This is a genomic window from Mycobacterium sp. NPDC050551 (assembly GCF_040674075.1).
Taxonomy (GTDB): Bacteria; Actinomycetota; Actinomycetes; order Mycobacteriales; family Mycobacteriaceae; genus Mycobacterium.
This window is the reverse complement of the sequence record NZ_JBFARC010000001.1, coordinates 887677-905472: the sequence shown is the minus strand read 5'-3', so window position 1 is coordinate 905472 and position 17796 is coordinate 887677. Positions and strand designations below refer to the sequence as shown.

The 17796-nt window shown below is 65.4% G+C and carries 15 protein-coding genes; 8 read left to right on the top strand and 7 right to left on the bottom strand.

Features of this window, described 5'->3' with window-relative positions; genetic code table 11:
- Positions 1 to 12 precede the first annotated feature (12 nt).
- From AB0K11_RS04305 to AB0K11_RS04295, 3 genes are read left to right on the top strand one after another with little or no spacing between them, the layout of a single operon-like run.
- Positions 13 to 603: an NADP oxidoreductase gene (locus tag AB0K11_RS04305; protein WP_364973723.1), complete on the top strand. Its 591-nt coding sequence runs from the start codon at positions 13 to 15 to the stop codon at positions 601 to 603.
- 15 nt (positions 604 to 618) lie between these two features.
- The gene (locus AB0K11_RS04300) at positions 619 to 2100 is read left to right on the top strand and encodes a Ni/Fe hydrogenase subunit alpha (protein WP_364972581.1); all 1482 of its coding nucleotides are present in this window, start codon (positions 619 to 621) and stop codon (positions 2098 to 2100) included.
- Positions 2097 to 2609: a hydrogenase maturation protease gene (locus tag AB0K11_RS04295; RefSeq protein WP_364972578.1), complete on the top strand. Its 513-nt coding sequence runs from the start codon at positions 2097 to 2099 to the stop codon at positions 2607 to 2609. Before AB0K11_RS04300 ends, AB0K11_RS04295 begins: the two co-directional genes overlap by 4 nt.
- A 43-nt stretch (positions 2610 to 2652) precedes the next feature.
- Here the strand turns inward: AB0K11_RS04295 and AB0K11_RS04290 are convergent, their stop codons facing one another.
- The 3 genes from AB0K11_RS04290 to ppsA form a co-directional block, all read right to left on the bottom strand.
- Positions 2653 to 3267: a hypothetical protein gene (locus AB0K11_RS04290; protein ID WP_364972575.1), complete on the bottom strand. Its 615-nt coding sequence runs from the start codon at positions 3265 to 3267 to the stop codon at positions 2653 to 2655.
- Positions 3268 to 3636: 369 nt separating this feature from the next.
- Positions 3637 to 7293, bottom strand: a complete 3657-nt coding sequence (gene otsB, locus AB0K11_RS04285; RefSeq protein ID WP_364972573.1) for a trehalose-phosphatase — start codon at positions 7291 to 7293, stop codon at positions 3637 to 3639.
- On the bottom strand, positions 7290 to 9686 hold the full coding sequence (ppsA, locus tag AB0K11_RS04280; protein WP_364972571.1) for a phosphoenolpyruvate synthase: 2397 nt from the start codon (positions 9684 to 9686) through the stop codon (positions 7290 to 7292). Before ppsA ends, otsB begins: the two co-directional genes overlap by 4 nt.
- 220 nt (positions 9687 to 9906) lie before the next feature.
- Between ppsA and gap the strand changes: the two genes are divergently transcribed.
- Positions 9907 to 10923, top strand: coding sequence for a type I glyceraldehyde-3-phosphate dehydrogenase (gene gap, locus AB0K11_RS04275; protein WP_364972569.1), 1017 nt, complete (start codon positions 9907 to 9909; stop codon positions 10921 to 10923).
- Between the two features lie 17 nt (positions 10924 to 10940).
- Here gap and AB0K11_RS04270 read toward each other — a convergent pair whose 3' ends face one another.
- Together AB0K11_RS04270 and AB0K11_RS04265 are read right to left on the bottom strand one after the other, a co-directional pair.
- Entirely contained in the window at positions 10941 to 11858 is a 918-nt protein-coding gene (locus tag AB0K11_RS04270) for a 1-phosphofructokinase family hexose kinase (RefSeq protein WP_364973721.1), read from the bottom strand.
- 95 nt (positions 11859 to 11953) lie between these two features.
- Positions 11954 to 12502 carry a DUF1269 domain-containing protein gene (locus AB0K11_RS04265; protein WP_364972566.1) on the bottom strand — a complete coding sequence of 183 codons (549 nt, stop codon included), beginning with the start codon at positions 12500 to 12502 and terminating at the stop codon, positions 11954 to 11956.
- A gap of 211 nt (positions 12503 to 12713) precedes the next feature.
- On the opposite strand from AB0K11_RS04265, the gene AB0K11_RS04260 reads away from it, so the two are divergent.
- Positions 12714 to 14120, top strand: coding sequence for a wax ester/triacylglycerol synthase family O-acyltransferase (locus AB0K11_RS04260; RefSeq protein WP_364972563.1), 1407 nt, complete (start codon positions 12714 to 12716; stop codon positions 14118 to 14120).
- Between the two features lie 179 nt (positions 14121 to 14299).
- Here the strand turns inward: AB0K11_RS04260 and AB0K11_RS04255 are convergent, their stop codons facing one another.
- Positions 14300 to 14995 carry a hypothetical protein gene (locus tag AB0K11_RS04255; protein ID WP_364972560.1) on the bottom strand — a complete coding sequence of 232 codons (696 nt, stop codon included), beginning with the start codon at positions 14993 to 14995 and terminating at the stop codon, positions 14300 to 14302.
- Positions 14996 to 15213: 218 nt separating this feature from the next.
- Between AB0K11_RS04255 and AB0K11_RS04250 the strand changes: the two genes are divergently transcribed.
- The gene (locus tag AB0K11_RS04250; protein ID WP_364972558.1) at positions 15214 to 15927 is read left to right on the top strand and encodes an SRPBCC family protein; all 714 of its coding nucleotides are present in this window, start codon (positions 15214 to 15216) and stop codon (positions 15925 to 15927) included.
- Positions 15928 to 15931: 4 nt separating this feature from the next.
- Here AB0K11_RS04250 and AB0K11_RS04245 read toward each other — a convergent pair whose 3' ends face one another.
- Positions 15932 to 16366 (bottom strand): pyridoxamine 5'-phosphate oxidase family protein, encoded by a 435-nt coding sequence (locus tag AB0K11_RS04245; RefSeq protein WP_364972555.1) that lies wholly within the window; start codon positions 16364 to 16366, stop codon positions 15932 to 15934.
- Between the two features lie 135 nt (positions 16367 to 16501).
- On the opposite strand from AB0K11_RS04245, the gene AB0K11_RS04240 reads away from it, so the two are divergent.
- On the top strand, positions 16502 to 17383 hold the full coding sequence (locus AB0K11_RS04240; protein WP_364972552.1) for a universal stress protein: 882 nt from the start codon (positions 16502 to 16504) through the stop codon (positions 17381 to 17383).
- 28 nt (positions 17384 to 17411) lie between these two features.
- Complete coding sequence (locus AB0K11_RS04235) at positions 17412 to 17780, top strand: STAS/SEC14 domain-containing protein (protein WP_364972549.1); 369 nt, start codon at positions 17412 to 17414, stop codon at positions 17778 to 17780.
- Positions 17781 to 17796: the final 16 nt, after the last annotated feature.

Sequence of the window (17796 nt, the reverse complement as noted above, 5' to 3'; positions counted from 1 at the left end):
GTGTCCCATCAGATGTCTTCGACGCCGCCGGATCCGGCGTTGACCGCGTCGCACGGGGGCAAGATCAATGTGGCGATGATCGGACTGTGTGGTTGCTGGGGATGCACGTTGTCGTTTCTCGACATGGATGAGCGCCTCCTCTCGCTCCTGACCACGGTCACCATCCACCGGTCCTCGCTCACCGACATCAAGCGGATCACCGAACGATGCGCGATCGGCTTCATCGAAGGCGGAGTCGCGAATGAGGACAACATCGAGACGCTGCGTCACTACCGGGAGAACTGCGACATCCTGATCTCCGTTGGCGCGTGCGCCGTCTGGGGTGGTGTCCCGGCGATGCGCAACGTGTTCGAGTTGAAGGACTGTCTGTCCGAGGCGTACCTCACCTCACCGACAGCGGTTCCGGGCGCCGAGCCCGTCATCCCCTCCCACCCCGACATCCCCCGTCTCACCACCAAGGTCTACCCCTGCCACGAAGTGGTCGAGATGGACTACTTCATCCCGGGATGCCCACCGGATGCCGACACCATATTCGCGGTGCTCGACGATCTCGTTCACGGCCGCCCGGTCAGCTTGCCGCGCTCACTGATTCACTACGACTGATCTCGGAGACCGTGTATGAGCCAGAAGATCGTCATCGACCCTGTCACGCGTATCGAAGGCCACGGCAAGGTCACCGTGCACCTCGACGACGAGGGTAACGTCGTCGATGCGAGGCTGCATGTCGTCGAGTTCCGCGGATTCGAGAAATTCATCCAGGGCCATCCGTTCTGGGAAGCGCCGATGCTGATGCAACGCATCTGCGGAATCTGCTTCGTCAGCCACCATCTCTGCGGCGCCAAGGCGCTCGACGAGATGATCGGCGCCGGAACGGATTCCGGTGCCCGGATCACTTGTACGGCGGAGAAGATCCGCCGTCTCGGCCACTATGCGCAGATGCTGCAATCCCACGCGACGGCATATTTCTACCTGGTGGTCCCCGAGATGATGTTCGGGATGGATGCCGCGCCCGAGCAGCGCAACCTCATGGGCCTCATCGAGGCCGACCCCGCGTTGATGCGCAGGGTGATCATGTTGCGCAAATGGGGACAGGAGGTCATCAAGACCGCCTTCGGCCGGAGAATGCACGGAATCAACTCGGTGCCTGGCGGCGTCGACAAGAATCTCAGCCGCGCCGAGTGCGATCGGCTGCTGAACGGCGAGGCGGGGCTCCCGTCGATCGACGAGGTCATCGATTACGCCCAGGACGGGCTTCGGCTGTTCTACGAGTTCCACGCCGAGCACCGGCGTGAGGTGGACGGATTCGCCGACGTGCCTGCCCTGAACATGTCCCTGGTCGACGCCGACGGCGACGTGGACTACTACCACGGCATGCTGCGAATCGTCGACGCGAAGAAGCGCGTCATCCGTGACATCGACTACCACGACTACCTGGACCACTTCTCGGAAGCCGTCGAAGACTGGACGTACATGAAGTTCCCGTTCCTGAAAGACATCGGCAGAGAGAAGGGTTCGGTTCGGGTCGGCCCTCTCGGGCGGATGAACGTGACGAGGTCGCTCTCGACACCCCTCGCGCAGGAGGCGCTCGAGCGCTTCCACGCCTACACCGGCGGCGCGGCGAACAACATGACGCTGCACACCAACTGGGCACGGACCATCGAGGTGCTGCACGCGGCGGAACTGATCGAGGAACTACTGCGCGATCCCGATTTGCAGCGGGAAGATCTGATCGTGTCTCCCGGAACCGGTGGATGGGTGGGGGAGGGGGTCGGTGTCGTCGAGGCGCCCCGCGGCACACTGCTTCATCACTATCGTGCGGGTCCGGAGGGCGACATCACCTTCGCCAACCTGATCGTGGCCACCACGCACAACAATCAGGTCATCAATCGCACCGTGCGATCCGTCGCCGAGGACTACCTGCAGGGGCGCAGCGAGATCACCGACGCCATGATGAACGCCATCGAAGTCGGGATCCGGGCCTACGACCCCTGCCTGAGCTGCGCGACGCATGCCTTCGGCCAGATGCCGCTGATCGTCACCGTTCACGATCCGGCGGGAAACGTGGTCGACGAACGCGTCCGCTCGTCAACCGGTCCATGAGACTCGACGACTTCGACCACGACTCATGCCTGATCTACGGTATCGGCAACGTGGGTCGGCAGGACGACGGCTTGGGCTGGGCCTTCATCGATTGGCTCGAGGCCGAGGGCCTTTGCCCGAATGCGCAACTGCACAGGGGTTACCAGCTGCTACTCGAAGACGCCGAGATGATCAGCACCAAGGAACGGGTGTTGTTCATCGACGCCACGATGGCGGCTTCGGTCGCCTCGTTCAGGGTGGAGCGCGCGGCGCCCGCGATGGACCATACGTTCACGTCGCACGCGGTCTCCATCCCGGCGATCATGGCGACCAGCCAACAGTGCTTTGGGCGTCTGCCGGTCGTGCATGTACTCGCGATCAGGGGGTTCGAATTCGAGCTCAGGATGGGGCTGACGCCGGCGGCTCGGCGGAACCTGGACGGCGCGACGGCCCAACTGTCCTCGCTTCCGTCGGCCCAGATTCAGCCCAGAACCGGTGGTTCACCCTGGTCGCCGCCGCCAGACAGCTAGTGCCGCCGCGCTGGATCCAGTGGCCATAGGATGCGGGTCCTGGTCATCGAATCAGCAGTGACGGCGGGGGAGTGCAGGATGCTTCGGCGTTCTCGGCGATCTGTCGAAGCGTCACCCTCAACACATGGCCGGCAAACGGCCGGATCAGTCGCCAGTAGCGTAGGAATCGTCGACGTGAATCGGGATCGGTTGTCAATGTGCGGCATTCGTAGGTCACCAGGGCTGCCGAGGCGCCGTACGGCTGGACGGAGAGGCTCGCGGCGATCTTGCCCCAGCCGGGTTCGTCGAAGGCACCGAAGTCGGCGGCGGAGACATCGCGCCATTCGATCACGGGTTGCCAGAATCTACCGACTGCGCCGAACGCGAGTTCGCGGTTCGGTCGTTGGCCGAGAAACGTCCAGCCCGGCAGACCCATGTCCGGCCCGATGACCAGCTTGGGCATCGGCGACGCAGCTTGGCCGGACAAACGGGCGGGCAGGCCTCTGAGCCACATCGACAGGATCAGCAGGGGCGAGTGCACCGTGAGCAGGTCAAGTGCGCTTACCGCCGCGAATGTGTCTGCCGGGCGGGCTCTTACCACGATGTGCTCAGTAATCACCGTGTCGAAAAGAGGCATTGACGAGTCGATGAGAAGCTCAGAAGCGTCGGACATGGTCATGGTGACAATGTTCGACGCGCATCAGGGGTGAAGCCTAGGGTCTATCGTCCTCACCCCTGAGATCGAGGGCCGCTCGCGGGCGGGGCTTCCCTGAGCACCAACCGAGCCTCATGCCGCGCTCACGCGCAGGCACTCGCCCTTCTCCCTCACTCCGCACGACTTGGCCGAATCCGGGGACGAACAACGCACTGATACGGCCTGTCCGGGGAGCCTGCAACGGGCGTGGTGACTGTGCGCATCGGCTCAGATGCGCTCTCGACGCGCAAGTCGTCTCAGGGCGTTAGAGGGGGGTCGCGCTCGCCCACCGGTCGAGCACCGGGAGCCGGTGCCTCAGGTTTGGAGCGGCGTGACGTCCTCGCTCCGTCCGTATCAACCGGGGAACCGGACGGTTTCCCCGGGCATGAGCTTGACAACTTGCCCGTGGCATTCCACGTCTATCCCGGCGGCAGCGCGGGGATCGGCGTTGATGATGACGCCCTTACCGCTGACCCGCAGGTGCAGGTGCAGACCGCGGTAGTGAATCGGGATCGCCAGCACGCCCAGTGATTCCGGCCAGTGGGGGGACAGGATGAGGCGGTTCGACCGGGTCTCGAGCCCGGTGAAGCACCGCTGCATCAGGTCGACGGTACCCGCCATGGCGCCCAGGTGGATGCCCTCCGACGTGGTGCCGCCCTGGATGTCGGAGACGTCGGAGTTGAGGGCGTCGGTGAAGAATTCCATGGCCCGGTCGCGGTTGGCCCTGGCCAGCACCCAGGTGTGCACGACGCCGCTGAGTGTGGACCCGTGCGACGTCCGGTCCAGGTAATAGTCCACAATCTGCGGGATCTGCTCGGCGGTCAAGCTGTACCCGAGCCGCCGGAGGAGCTCGCGCAACTCGGTAGCCGAGAGCAGGTAGAGCAGCATGAGTACGTCGGCCTGCTTGGACGCCTTGTACCGGTTCACGTCATCGTGCTCGGCCTCCAGGATGCGATCCAGGCGCTGAATGCTGCCGTACTGCCGGCGGAGCCGTTCCCAATCCAGTTCGGCCAGATCGCCGTAACCCTCGAACTGGCTGATGACGCCGTCGTGGAACGGCACGTACATCCGGCGGCTGACGTCATCCCAATGGGCCAGTTCAGCACTGTGCAGTCCGAGTGCTCCCAGGAGGTCCAGCCGGTTCGGCAGGGGCAGCAGGCTCAGGGCGTCGAACGCCCGCGTGATGACCCAGGCCGCCATCACGTTGGTGTAGGCGTTGTCGTCGATGCCGGTGTACGGCGCGTCGGGATAGCCGGAGTGGAACTCATCGGGCCCGATGACCCCCAGAATCCCGAACCGGTGGCGCTGTTCGTCGTACGTGGTTCTGCTGACGAAGAACCGGGCGATCTCTACCAGCATCTCGGCGCCGTAGTCGATCAGATACGCGAGGTCCCCGGTGGCCTGGTAGAACTTCCAGGCGCTGTAGGCGACGGCGATGCCGATGTGGTGCGCCCGGGCACTGGCGTCCGGGTTCCAGTTGCCGCTTCGTGGGTTGAGGTGCAGCCGTGGACTCTCCTCACGGCCGTCGCTTCCCGACTGCCAGGGAAACATCGCTCCGTGGTAGCCGGCCGCAGTCGCGGCTGCCCGCGCCTCGGGCAGCCGCCGGTACCGGTACTCCAGCAGGGACCGGGTGATCATCGGGAAGCGCAGGTTGAGCACGGGGAAGATGAACAGTTCGTCCCAGAAGATGTGACCGCGGTATGCCTCGCCGTGCAGTCCGCGCGCCGGTACACCGACGTCGAGGGCGGCGGTGTTCGGCGAAACGGTCTGCAGGAGATGGAGGAGATGCAGACGCAGGATACGCAACTCGTCGGGAAAGCCGTCGATGTCGATGGACAGCCGCTCCCACAGATGCCCCCACTCGATGAGGTGGCCGTCCAGCAGTTCGTCGAATCGGCCGAGTCGTGCCAGCGAGCGCGTCGCATCGACGGCGGGTTCGGATATGGCGACGTCTCGGCCCGTGTACATGGTGACGATCTTCTCGAGGGTCGCGGACTCACCGACTGACATCCGGGTGGTGATGTCGTGACCGATCGCGGCACCCTCGTCGAACACGCGGTGGGTCGCCGCTACGGGCTGTCCGTTGCGCCAGGCAGTGCTACGCGCCGCCATCGCGATGGCGATGTGCGACTGCGTGGTCTGCACGCTGAGAAGCACTGTATCGCGCGATATCTCAGCTTTCTCCACCGACGTGAGATGCTGGGCCGCCAGATCGCGATAACGCTCGACGAGTGAGTTCGTCACGCCGCCGTCCAGTGTCGACCGGAATTCGACGGTGCCCGACCAGTCCTCGGCGACGACGGTCGACGACAGCGCACCGACGTGAGGCAGGTGCATCGCGACGAACCGCCGTTGCCGCAGAGTGCTCGTGCGGCCCGCATCGTCGGTGAATCGGACATCCCGCGACAGCACGGCGCCACGGAGGTCGAGTGTCTGATGGTAGGACAACACGTCGACCTCGTCGATGTCGAACCAGCTGCCGTCGTCGATCCGGAATGTGAGGCCGAGCCAGTTGGGCAGGTTCACCAGGCTCTCGTTGTCGACGTCTACGCCTGCGATGTCGTCGACCAGCCGGTTGTACACGCCCGCGGCATAGGTCCCCGGATAGTGCACCTGCCCGGCGGCGGACTCGGGTGCAGCACCGCGGGTGGCGAAACGACCGTTACCCAAGGTACACAATGCTTCCCGAAGTTTTTCGGTCTGTGGGTCGTAGCCGTCGAAGCTGTACTCCCAGGCCTCTCCCGACGCCCGACTCTTGTAGGCCAGCCACTGCGACCCGCGGTAGAGGAATTCGCGGACCTGCTCGGGACCTTGCAGGCTGAACTGGGCGGCCGACCTGCGGTCACCGTCCTCGTCGTGTGCGACGACGATTCCTACCCCGTCATGACGTACCGCGTCGAAGGCGTCTTCGTCGGTCAGGTCGTCACCGACATAGATCGGCATCAGGTCACCGGCCGGGTCAATACGGTCGCGGATCCAGGCCAGGGTGGTTCCTTTGTCCCAGTCCAGGTCTGGACGCAGTTCGACGAGCATTCTGCCGGAGGTCACCCGGAGCCCGTCTCGTTGTCCGACCTGGTGAACAACAGCTGTGACCTCGTCGACCCGCTCCGGTGCGACCTCGCGGTAGTGGACGGCGACGGCAAAGCGTTTGTGCTCGACCACGACTCCCGGAACGGTCGCCAGCGCGCCGGTCAGTTCGGCCGCCGCCCGCTGAAGCAGCGGCACGAACACGGCGGCCGCCTCGGTCTGGTGATGCGTGCCGTCCGGCGCTGACAGTTCGTATCCGTGGCTGCCGGCGTACCAGATGCCGGGAATGTCGACGCGGGACCGGATGTCCGCGAGGTCCCTGCCGCTGAGAATGGCGACAGGGCACACCGCCGCCACGAGCCGCAGCGCTTCCGCTGCGCCCTCGACGAGGGCGGCGGCGTCGGGGTCCGACACGATGGGCGACAGCGTTCCGTCGAAGTCGAGGAACACCATCGATTCGCGGACGCTCGTGATGCCGATCAGCTGACCGTAGGACGTGAGACCGTTCGGGAGTTCCGAGATGTGTCGGTCACCCGTGCGAACCTTGATGTCGGCGACGTCTGTGACGACGACGTCGGCACCGCAGCGCAGTAGATCCTCGCCCTTGCCGGTCCGGTCGACGCCGATCACGAACGTGAATCCGGCCTCGCGGCCCGCCGAGACACCGGCTGCAGAGGTCTCGACCACCGCACAGCGCTGTGGTCGTATGCCGAGTCGGCCGGCGGCCTCCCTGAGCACCGCGGTCCTGCGTTCGCCGGCGATGCCGTCGATGCACACGGCGAACAGGTCGTCATCGCCGCGGGCTTTCAGCGTTCGCCGGCAATGCGGGCTCGACGAATGCGCAGCGGCAGCCACACCGCGCCGCCGCAATTCGCGTGCAAGGTCGACGGTCCTGTCGAGGAGCGATGCGTCGACGAGCGTGTCGTCGAGACCGAACACCACCGCGTCATGGCGGCGTGGGTCGATGGTGACCGGCAGCGTCATCGGTTCGGCACGAGCAGACGTTCGAGCTCCAGGACCTGGCGGGTGGTCTTCACCACGGTGTCGGGGTTCAGACTCATGGACTCGATACCGATCCGGACCAGGAACTCCGCCATGTCGGGGTAGTCCGAGGGCGCCTGCCCGCACAGTCCGGAATGTATCCCGTTGCGACGACACCCCTCTACTGCCAGCCGGATCATTTCCTTGACGCCCTGGTCGCGTTCGTCGTAGTCGAAATCGACGATCTCGCTGTCGCGGTCGACGCCCAGGGTGAGCTGGGTCAGGTCGTTCGAACCGATCGAGAAGCCGTCGAAGCGCGAAGCGAACTGATCGATCAGGATCACATTGTTGGGGACCTCGCACATCGCATACACCTTCAGATCGTTCTCACCGCGGCGCAGACCGAGGTCGGCCATCGTCTGCAGGACGAGGTCTGCCTCGGCGATCCGGCGTACGAACGGGAGCATCAGAATGACGTTGGTCAATCCCATGTCGTCACGCACACGCCGCATCGCGCGGCACTCCAGCGCGAACCCTTCGGCGTACGCCGGATGCGCATACCGCGACGCACCGCGGAAGCCGAGCATCGGGTTGCTCTCGGACGGCTCGAAACCGGACCCACCCAGCAGGCTGGCGTACTCGTTGGTCTTGAAGTCCGACATCCGCACCACGACGGGTTTGGGCCAGAAGGCGGCGGCGATGGTGCCGATGCCCTCTGAGAGGCGCTCGACGAAGTACGCGCTGCCGTCCGGATAGCCCTCGGTCAACGCGGCGATCGTACGGCGCGCTTCGGCGTCGTCGACGTCGCCTGGGTGCAGTAGTGCCAGGGGGTGGACGCGGATGTACTCGCTGATGATGAATTCCATCCGGGCCAGTCCCACGCCGTCGTTCGGCAGGAACGACGTCTTGAAAGCCAGGTCGGGGTTTCCGAGGTTGACCATGATCTGGGTCCGTGGCCTCGCCATGTCGGCCACCTCGGTACGGTCGACGTGATAACTGACCGCGCCCCGGTATACCCGGCCCGAATCACCCTCGGCGCACGACACCGTCACCACTTGGCCGTTCGGCACGGAAGTGGTCGCGCCGCCCGTACCGACAACCGCCGGGATGCCGAGCTCGCGGGCGATGATCGCCGCGTGGCAGGTACGGCCACCCCGGTTGGTGACGATCGCGGCGGCCGTCTTCATGACCGGCTCCCAGTCCGGTGTGGTGATGTCGGCGACCAGTACTTCACCAGGCTTGAAGTCCGCGAGCTCGTCCAGGTTCTCGATCCGCCGCACTGCGCCGGAGGCGATCCTCTCGCCGACGGAGCGGCCCTCGACGAGGACCTCGGCCCGGCCCTCGAGCACAAACGACTCCAACGCGGTCACGCTGTGTTGGGAGGCCACCGTTTCCGGGCGGGCCTGCACGATGTAGAGCCTGCCGTCGACCCCGTCCTTCGCCCATTCCATGTCCATCGGCCGCCCGTAGTGCGCCTCGATTGTGCACGCGTAGCCGGCCAGCTCCAGGACGTCGGCGTCGCTGAGACAGAAGCGGGCGCGGTCGGCCTTCGGGGTGGGGACGTTGCGTGTCGTGTTCTTGGTCTCACCCTCGACGAGGATCATCTTGACGGCCTTATCGCCGCGAAGTCGGCGCAGAACGGTGCGATGACCGACCATATAGGTCGGCTTGTGGACATAGAACTCATCGGGGTCGACGGCGCCCTGAACCACGTTCTCGCCCAGGCCATATGCGCCGGTCACGAACACGACGTCGCGGAAGCCGGACTCGGTGTCGAGGGAGAACATCACTCCGGATGCCGAGATATCGGAACGGACCATCTTCATCACGCCGATCGACAGGGAGACCTTGAAATGATCGAAGCCCTGGTCGATTCGGTAATGAATGGCGCGATCGGTGAACAGGCTCGCAAAGCACCGGCGGCAGGTGTCGAGCAGGCTCTGGTCGCCCTTGATGTTCAGGTAGGAATCCTGCTGGCCGGCGAAACTCGCCGTAGGCAGGTCCTCTGCGGTCGCGGAGCTGCGCACGGCGAGACTGACTTCCTCGCCGTACTCCTGTTGGAGTCTGCGGTAAGCGTCGAGGATCTCGGCAGCCAGATCGTCGGGAAGGCCTGCACCGTAGACGATCTCTCTGGCACGCTTGGCTTTCCGCCCCAGCGCTGCGACGTCTGCGGGATCGAGGTGATCGAGTTCGTCATGCAGCCTGTCCCAGGCGCCCGCTTCGCTCAACATGTAGCGATAGGCCGCGGCGGTGATGGCGAACCCGTGCGGCACGCGGACGCCCCGGTCCGACAACTTCTGGTACATCTCGCCGAGCGAGGCGTTCTTCCCGCCGACCAGTGGCACGTCGTCGATACCGAAGTCTTCGAAGAATTGCACAAACCTCGCTGCGCCCATGATCTGTCCTCTCGTAGCGCGACCGTTGCACCACAGTCGCCACCCTTCCCCGTCGGCCGCGCAGCCCGACAGGGCCGAACGTCCTCCGGCGGCAGCCAACGGCCCGCAGCGTGATGCGCAGAGGGAGGACCTAGTGCTCTGCTGCGCACGCGGCAACCCCGACACACTCAGGTGTCACGGGGCGGAAAAATCAGCCACGAAGCAACTTCGAGGAGTCGTCATGGTGATCCGGGTCGGCATCAATGGATTCGGTCGGGTGGGGCGGAACTTCATGCGTGCGGTGGACGTGCAACGCAGTGCCGGCAGCACCGACGTCGAGATCGTTGCGATCAACGACCTCACGGACACCGCCACCCTGGCGCATCTGCTCAAGTACGACACCGTCCTCGGACGGCTGCCCCATGAGGTATCGGTGGACGGCGATGACCTGCTGGTAGCTGGTCATCGCATCAAGGTCTGGTCCATCGGCAGTGGCCCGACCATGGTCCCCTGGGGAGACCTGGGTGTCGACGTCGTCGTCGAGGCCACCGGTCGCTACACCGCTGCTGAGCTGGCCAGGGGTCATCTGCACGGCGGAGCGAAGAAGGTGGTGGTGTCCGCCACCTCGAAGGGCGCCGACCTCACCGTCGTGATGGGGGTCAATCATCGCGATTACGACGGCACTCAGACCGTGGTATCCAACGCCTCGTGCACGACCAACTGCTTGGCGCCGATGGCGAAGGTGCTCGACGAGACATTCGGGATCGAGCGCGGCTTGATGACCACGATTCATGCGTACACGCCGGACCAGAACCTTCAGGACGGTCCACACCGAGATCTGCGGCGCGCTCGCGCGGCGGCGGTCAACGTGGTGCCCACGTCCACTGGGGCGGCCCGTGCGATCAGCGTCGTGCTGCCGCAACTCGAGGGCCGACTCGACGGATACGCGTTGCGTGTACCGGTTCCGACGGGTTCGGCGACCGACCTCACCGTCACGGTGCGCGAACCGGCGACCGTGGACAGTGTGAACGAGGCTTTCGCGGCGGCGGCAGTGGGTGAGCTCGAAGGCTTTCTGACCTACACCGACGATCCCATCGTCTCCTCCGACATCGTGACGGACCCCTCGTCGTGCATCTTCGACTCCGGCCTGACCAAGGTCAACGGTGACCTGGTCAAGATCGTCGGCTGGTACGACAACGAATGGGGCTATGCTCACCGTCTCGTCGATCTCACCGATCTGGTCGCCTCGACACTGTGACGGAGCGGCCCTGACCGTCACAGCTCGATCGGCTCCGGGGTCACATCGAACAGCCTCTCCACGTCGGCACGATTGCAGGCCGCTGTTCCGGGGGTCATCAACATGGCTGCGCCCGCGGCGATTCCGAGCCGAACCGACTTGGACATGGACCATCCGTTGCCGAGCCCGACGGTGACTGCGGCGACCATGGCGTCGCCGGCCCCCACTCCGCTGCCCGCCGGCACCGCGACTGCCGGATAACGCTGCGCGCCCTCGGGGGTGACCAGCAACGCGCCTCGGGCTCCCAATGACACCAACACGTTGCGGGAGCAGCCCCGTTCGATGAGCCCGCGGGCCGCCGCCAGTTGTTCCTGTTCGTCTCGCAGTTCGCGGCCGACGCATTCGCGTAGCTCGCGCACACTCGGTTTGAGCAGCAGGACCTCATGACCCGCGAGGTGCCGCAAACCGCTGCCGGACGTGTCGAGGATGAGGTGGACGTCCATCTCCTCACACACACCGGCGATGCGATTGTAGAAATCCGGCGAGACGTCGGGCGGCAGACTTCCGCTGGCGACGACGTAGTCAGCGGCCGATGCTGCAGAACGGAGCTGTCGTAGGCAGTCCTCCTGCTCGGCGACACTGAGAACCGGCCCGGGAAGAACGAATCGATATTGCCGGTCCGTGCTCGCTTCGTTCACCGTGAAACTCTCCCGGGTAGGTTCCGAGATGGGTACGCGCCGCACGGGCAATCCCGTCGCCTCCAGCATATGGGTGACCAGGTCACCGCTGGCGCCGCCCGCCGGGAACATCGCCAGCACCGAGGCGCCGAGTGTGTGAGCAACACGCGCGACGTTGACGCCCCCGCCTCCTGGGTCGTAACGTGCTGCGCCGCAACGCATTTTGTCGGTCGGCAGCACGACGTCGGTGCTAGTGGTGATGTCGAGCGCAGGGTTCATGGTCACGGTGATCAACCGGATCCCACTCGATGGATCACCGACGGGTTCCTCAGATCCCGCCGGGCCGCGTGTGTCGTTCCAGGTCGGATGTGCGGTCACGGTGCGGCTGGCTGCGAGAGGTTCGGATGGACGGGGGCCATCGCTTCGGCGATCGCAGCCTCGAGGGTCGCGATGGTCGCATCGGAGAATGGAATGACCGAGGTGCGGATCGCACCCGTCAGTGCGTGCTCGAGCGAGGCCTTGCTCGCCGGCTTCAGTACCGCGAGCACGACGCCGCTGCCGGCCGCGAGGGCTTCTCCCACTTCGTGCTGCAGCCCGCTCTTGAGACTGTGGTCGGCGAACTTGGCGACGAGGGCGCCGGCGGCTGCGCCGATGGCGATCGACGCGGCCAAAGGCGGAATGAGCAGGCCGAAAAGGATTCCGACACCGATTCCCAGGCCGGCTCCGCTGCGCGCGTGGTTGGCGCTGGTCTCGAGTACCTCGGGCTCGCCCTCTGCATTCTTGGCGACCAGCAATGCTTCGCGCACTTCGAGTCGCTTCTCGTGAAGTTGATGCTGGAGGCTAGCGAAGTCACGACGGGCCGCAGCCAGGTCGTCATACGGCGCGATGAGAATCAACGCGTCCTTCTGATTCATGATGTCCATCGGATCTCCTGCACTTCATGGTCGGCGAGTCAGCCGACGCCCAACCCTGATCGTCGGTCGGCCACCTCGATGGCGTACAGGGGCGTAGGTCCTCACCTCCAGAGCCTTTACTCGTTCCCACACATCCCGCGACGTTCGAACGACGATGTGCCCGAGCGTCGAGGACTTGCGGCTCTGCCACGTCGGCCGCCTCGGCGAGCACAGTCAGCCCATGGAGCACCTGAGCACACTCGACGCTAGTTTCCTGCAAGCCGAGGATTCCGACCCGCACGTGAGTCTGGCCGTCGGTGGAGTGTCGATCATCGAGGGCCCGCTGCCGGACTACGAGGAGCTCGTCATCGCCTTCGCCAGCCGGGCGGCCTCCATCCCGCGGTGCACGCAGATACTTCGTACGCATCCCTTCGACCTGGCTGCGCCAGAATGGGCGGACGACCCCCACTTCGACATCGCGCACCACCTGCATCGCATCGCGCTGCCCGGTCCGGGCCGGGACGCCGAACTCTTCGCGACGGTCGCCACCATCATGGAGCGACGACTGGACCGTGACCGCCCGCTGTGGGAGTGCTGGATCATCGAGGGTCTCGCCGACGATCGGTGGGCGCTGCTGATGAAGATCCACCACTGCATCGCCGACGGCATCGCGACGGCACAGATGTTGTCCAAGCTCAGCGATGACGGCGTAGGTGAGACATTCGCAGCCGACATCAGAGCGGCTCGCGAACCGAGCGGCTCGGTCCTAGGGATGTTGCGGCCCAGACTGAATCCGTTGAACTGGATGACCGACTTCTTGCGGGCGAGCCTAGCGCTCACGGCCGCCGCCGAGCATGCTGTGGTGGGTGCCGCGGAACTGACAGCGCACGTGTTGACAGCCGCGCCGGAATCGTCCCTGAATGGTCCCGTCACCACGATGCGTCGTTTCAGCGCCGCGCGAGTAGATCTCAGCGTCATGAACGAGGTGCGTCGGAATTTCGACGTGACTCTGAACGACGTGGCTTTAGCCGCCATCACCAGCAGCTACCGGTCCATTTTGCTCGCTCGCGGCGAAACGCCCGGAAGCCACTCCCTGCGCACATTGGTCCCGGTCTCTTTGCGCTCCGCTGCCGAGTTCGACCTGACCGACAACCGGGTGTCGGCGATGCTGCCTTTACTGCCCGTGGAAGAACCCGATCCGGTGAGGCAGCTGGAGATGGTGCACAACCGGCTGGCGGACGCCAAGCGAAGTGGTCAGCGAGAGGGCGGCAGTGCCATGCTGGCGGCAGCGGGCGGCATCCCGTTCGTTCTCTCGGCCTGGGCGATCCGGCTCTTGACCAGACTGCCGCAGAACTCGGTGACCGCGCTGGCCACGAACGTGCCCGGCCCCCGCCGCCGGCAGCGCGTGCTGGGTCGAGAGGTGTTGGAGATGTTCCCGGTGCCGCCCATCGCGCTTCATCTGCGCACCGGCATCGCGATGGTCAGTTACGGCGACCGCTTCCTCTTCGGCATCACCGGCGACTACGACACTGCACCCGACGTCGACGCCCTCGCGCGCGGAATAGAAGAGGGCGTTCAGCGATTGGCGGAGCTGAGCGTCTTGCATAAGGGCGATTCATTGGCAGCCCGGGGCAGGGGAGCGTCGTGAAGCCAGGTGGCCTTCCTGCGGCGTCTGCACACGACGAGCACCGGCCGGATACCGCTCGGCGCTGACCGCGCGAAATCAGCACGCCTGTGACCGACTCACCGTTCGCGCAGCGTCAACGCGCGCTCCACCCGGCCGGTGCTCGTCGTGCACAACTGACGCGGATCGGCCATCGCTTCCGGCTAGAGATGTCTTGCCATGTCGGCACCGGCGGGGTGCTGGGACGAGTAGACGGCGACCTCCATGCGGTTCAACCCTTCCGCCCGTTCGGCGATGCCGCGCATCATTTTTCGCTCCATCACGAAATGCGGCACGTCGAACAACGGGTTGCCGACGAGCGGCCCACTCCCGCGGACCAGAAGGCGCATCCACCCGGCCTGTTGACGCAGCACGAATGCCCAGCAGCCGCTGGCCTTCTCGCCGCGTTGCAGACGGTTTAAATCCTCGGGTGAGACCAGCACGAGGTGAGATCCCGGCTGCACCGCTGCGACGATCTGCCGAGCCGACGGGCCGTAGCGCCGCGCCAGCCAGATCGTGTCGCCCTTCTCGATGTCTTGCCACTCCGGATGCACGACGTCGGCGTTGATGATGTCGGCGCCGACCGCTCGCTCCAGAGCCGAGTAGCTGTAGAAGCCGCCGCGACCCTCACCGATCTGGGCGATCCACGGCCAGATGTCCTGACGTGGAGCGTCTATCGTCGCCGCCCGCGTGGTCCGCGCCACGCCGGGGCGGACGAACTCGTCGCCCGGTAGCTCAGCGACGATCTCTTCGTCGAGAGCACCCCAGGTCTGTAACCGGGGCCACAACTCGGCGCGGTACATTGCGTACACCCCGACTGCGGCCATCACACTCGCGACGCCGGCTCTCTGCTTGCCCATGGGCCGACCCTACGATTGACGCGCGGCGGAGGGTAGAGCCGAAAGTCGCTTTGCGACAGGTCCTTCGGAGCTCAACGGCCGGGTGCTCACCGTCTCGGGTCCCGGTGCCGCGGCGAACAAGCGCCCTATGTCGGCCCCTCGGTCACGCCCCGCGTCACCGCCGGGTAAGGGACCACCGACCCTAGCGGTCACACAGGCAGCGGGTGACGCTGTACGCCATGACGAATCGAGTGGGCAAGGGCGTTGTCGCGGTGGGATTGTTGTACGCGGCGCGACGTTATCTGCGTGACTGGGGCACGACCAAGGCAGAGGCGGGCGGTCCGCTTCCCGGTGACGAACTGGTCGCTGCGCCGTCGCTCACGGCGACCGAGGGCGTGACCATCAACACCTCGGCCGCGTCGGTGTGGCCGTGGCTGATGCAGCTCGGTCAGGATCGCGGCGGGCTCTACAGCTTCGAGAAACTGGAGAACGTCGTGGGATTGCGCTATCGCAATGCCGACCGGATCCACCCTGAATGGCAGCACCTCACGATCGGTGACACGGTCAGGTTGGCGCCGAGGGGGTGGTTCGGCCTACCCGCAGGCGTCGTGTTCAACGTCGTCGGCCTCGACGACCAACAGTCGATCATCCTGCGTGACGAACCGTCACAGTTCCTGTGGGACGCGGTGTGGTCGTTTCACGTGGTTCCCCGCGGGGAGGATCGCTGTCGCCTGCTGATCCGGTCGCGCCTGGCGCTGCGCCACCCCGGCGAGGTCCTCAAGGCGGAGATGCTGGGACCGGCCCGGGCGATGATCACCCGCGGGATGTTGATCGGCATCAAGCGGCGAGCAGAAGGCGACGCCCAAGCGGAGGCGTCCGCCGCCACCGCGAGCAGTCATTTGCACAGTGCAGTTCCGACGAGCGCTGGCGAGGCTGCGGCGATCGTGCCGTGAGCCGTCAGTAGTTGCCGGCCGAGACCGCCGGTTCGGCGCCGAAGACGAAGCGGCGGCCGGTGACACTCATCGGACGGATGCGGACATAGTGCCGCTTGGTAGTGGCCGTCCAGGGAAGCAGTTGTGCGCGATCTGCTTCGGCGATCTCGTCTTGTTCACGCAGGATCTTGGCGATGCCCTTGACCACGACGCTCCAGCCTTCCGCCACATTGTGGTCGTCGGCCTCGAACAGGACGTTGTTGTTGATCGCGCTGCTGACCAACTTGGTCCCCTCCGCCGTCCGGAACAACACGCTGCGATGCTGGACGACGAAGTTGACCGGGAAGATCTCCGGATGGCCACTGACGCTGGTGACGAGTCGGCCCAGCGAAACGCCCGACATCAGGTTCCAGCATTCGCTCTCGGGAAGAATCGAAACCGGCTGAATCTCATCGCTCATGTCCGAGACGTTAGGGATCGTGTTGCGCCTCGGACACGGCCGAAGGTCCCGGTCGCGAGGTCCGAACGGCCCTGCCGCGCCGCTTTCACCACTCGTAGCGTCGATGCCAACCCGAACAGGTGATAGGAGCCACCGATGTCATTTCACGATTCGGAGAACGACATCGTCGTCGGTGTGGACGGCTCGCCGGCGTCCGATGCCGCCGTGCGGTGGGCAGCGGACGAAGCACGGCTGTGCGGCTCGTCGGTCACGTTGGTGCATGTCATGCCGCCGGCGGTGGCGACCTGGCCGGTGGGGGCGGCGTACGGCTCGCTCACCGACTGGCAGGAGGCCAACGCCAAAGATGTGATCGACCGGGCGCGTCACGTGATCGCGACGATCGGTGTCGGCGCCCCGCCCGATGTTCACACCGAAATGGTGACGGACAACATCGTTTCCGCCCTCGTCGCCGCCTCGAAGAACGCACGGATGCTCGTCGTGGGCAACGACGGCTACGGTGCGGTCAGTCGGTTGTTGCTCGGCTCGACCAGTTCCGCGGTCCTCCATCACGCACTCTGTCCGGTCGCGGTCGTTCGTGCGGAGGAGGGACGAACGCTCGACCCCCATGCCCCGGTGGTGGTGGGCATCGACGGTTCTCCTGCATCGGAGTCGGCGACGGCTGCGGCCTTCGACGAAGCCGACCGGCGCGGCGTCGATCTCGTCGCCGTGCACGCGTGGAGCGATCTCACCGTCTTCCCCGCCGTCGAACTGGACTGGCGCGAGTACCAGCAGAAAGCCGAGGAACTCCTCGGCCAGCGACTTGCCGGATGGGCGGAACGGTATCCGAATGTCCGGGTCCAGCGGTGTATTCAGCGCGACGACCCAGCCAAGCGGCTCATCGAGGAGTCTCGGCGGGCGCAACTGTTGGTGGTGGGTAGTCATGGACGTGGCGGCTTCACCGGCATGCTGCTCGGTTCGGTCAGTGCAAAAGTCGCTCGAACGGCGGACATCCCGGTCATCGTGATGCGGCCGAGGTGACAACGGCTGTCACAGAGAGGAGTCACTGATGATCGAGGTACTGCCCGACATGCCGGACGGGGTGGCCGGCATCCGAGTCTCGGGCCGCCTCAGTGGCGACGATCTACGCGAGGTCCGTCCGGCCATCGAGGCGTTGCTGGATGGCCGGGCCATCAGGATCGTCGAGGTCATCGCGTCGGACTACGAGGGCTTCGGGCCCGGCGGCTTGGCCGAGGACATGAAGTTGGGCTTCGGCGTACTGCTGCAACACCACTCGGCCTTCGAAAGGATCGCGGTGGTGACCGACAAAGAGTGGGTGGCCCACACCCTGCACGCCCTGGCGTGGATGGTGCCAGGCGAGATCAAGCTCTTCGGTCTCGACGAGCTCGAGACCGCCTCGACATGGGCCGCCGGCTGAGTAATCAGTCTGTGCG

Excerpts from the sequence above, each read along its gene's own strand:
- AB0K11_RS04265 (WP_364972566.1), bottom strand. The coding sequence starts at position 12,502 with ATGGACATCATGAATCAGAAGGACGCGTTGATTCTCATCGCGCCGTAT.
- AB0K11_RS04295 (WP_364972578.1), top strand. The coding sequence starts at position 2,097 with ATGAGACTCGACGACTTCGACCACGACTCATGCCTGATCTACGGTATC.
- AB0K11_RS04300 (WP_364972581.1), top strand. The coding sequence starts at position 619 with ATGAGCCAGAAGATCGTCATCGACCCTGTCACGCGTATCGAAGGCCAC.
- AB0K11_RS04245 (WP_364972555.1), bottom strand. The coding sequence starts at position 16,366 with ATGAGCGATGAGATTCAGCCGGTTTCGATTCTTCCCGAGAGCGAATGC.
- gap (WP_364972569.1), top strand. The coding sequence starts at position 9,907 with ATGGTGATCCGGGTCGGCATCAATGGATTCGGTCGGGTGGGGCGGAAC.
- otsB (WP_364972573.1), bottom strand. The coding sequence starts at position 7,293 with ATGACGCTGCCGGTCACCATCGACCCACGCCGCCATGACGCGGTGGTG.
- AB0K11_RS04235 (WP_364972549.1), top strand. The coding sequence starts at position 17,412 with ATGATCGAGGTACTGCCCGACATGCCGGACGGGGTGGCCGGCATCCGA.
- ppsA (WP_364972571.1), bottom strand. The coding sequence starts at position 9,686 with ATGGGCGCAGCGAGGTTTGTGCAATTCTTCGAAGACTTCGGTATCGAC.
- AB0K11_RS04255 (WP_364972560.1), bottom strand. The coding sequence starts at position 14,995 with ATGGGCAAGCAGAGAGCCGGCGTCGCGAGTGTGATGGCCGCAGTCGGG.
- AB0K11_RS04305 (WP_364973723.1), top strand. The coding sequence starts at position 13 with ATGTCTTCGACGCCGCCGGATCCGGCGTTGACCGCGTCGCACGGGGGC.
- AB0K11_RS04260 (WP_364972563.1), top strand. The coding sequence starts at position 12,714 with ATGGAGCACCTGAGCACACTCGACGCTAGTTTCCTGCAAGCCGAGGAT.
- AB0K11_RS04290 (WP_364972575.1), bottom strand. The coding sequence starts at position 3,267 with ATGACCATGTCCGACGCTTCTGAGCTTCTCATCGACTCGTCAATGCCT.
- AB0K11_RS04240 (WP_364972552.1), top strand. The coding sequence starts at position 16,502 with ATGTCATTTCACGATTCGGAGAACGACATCGTCGTCGGTGTGGACGGC.
- AB0K11_RS04270 (WP_364973721.1), bottom strand. The coding sequence starts at position 11,858 with ATGAACCCTGCGCTCGACATCACCACTAGCACCGACGTCGTGCTGCCG.
- AB0K11_RS04250 (WP_364972558.1), top strand. The coding sequence starts at position 15,214 with ATGACGAATCGAGTGGGCAAGGGCGTTGTCGCGGTGGGATTGTTGTAC.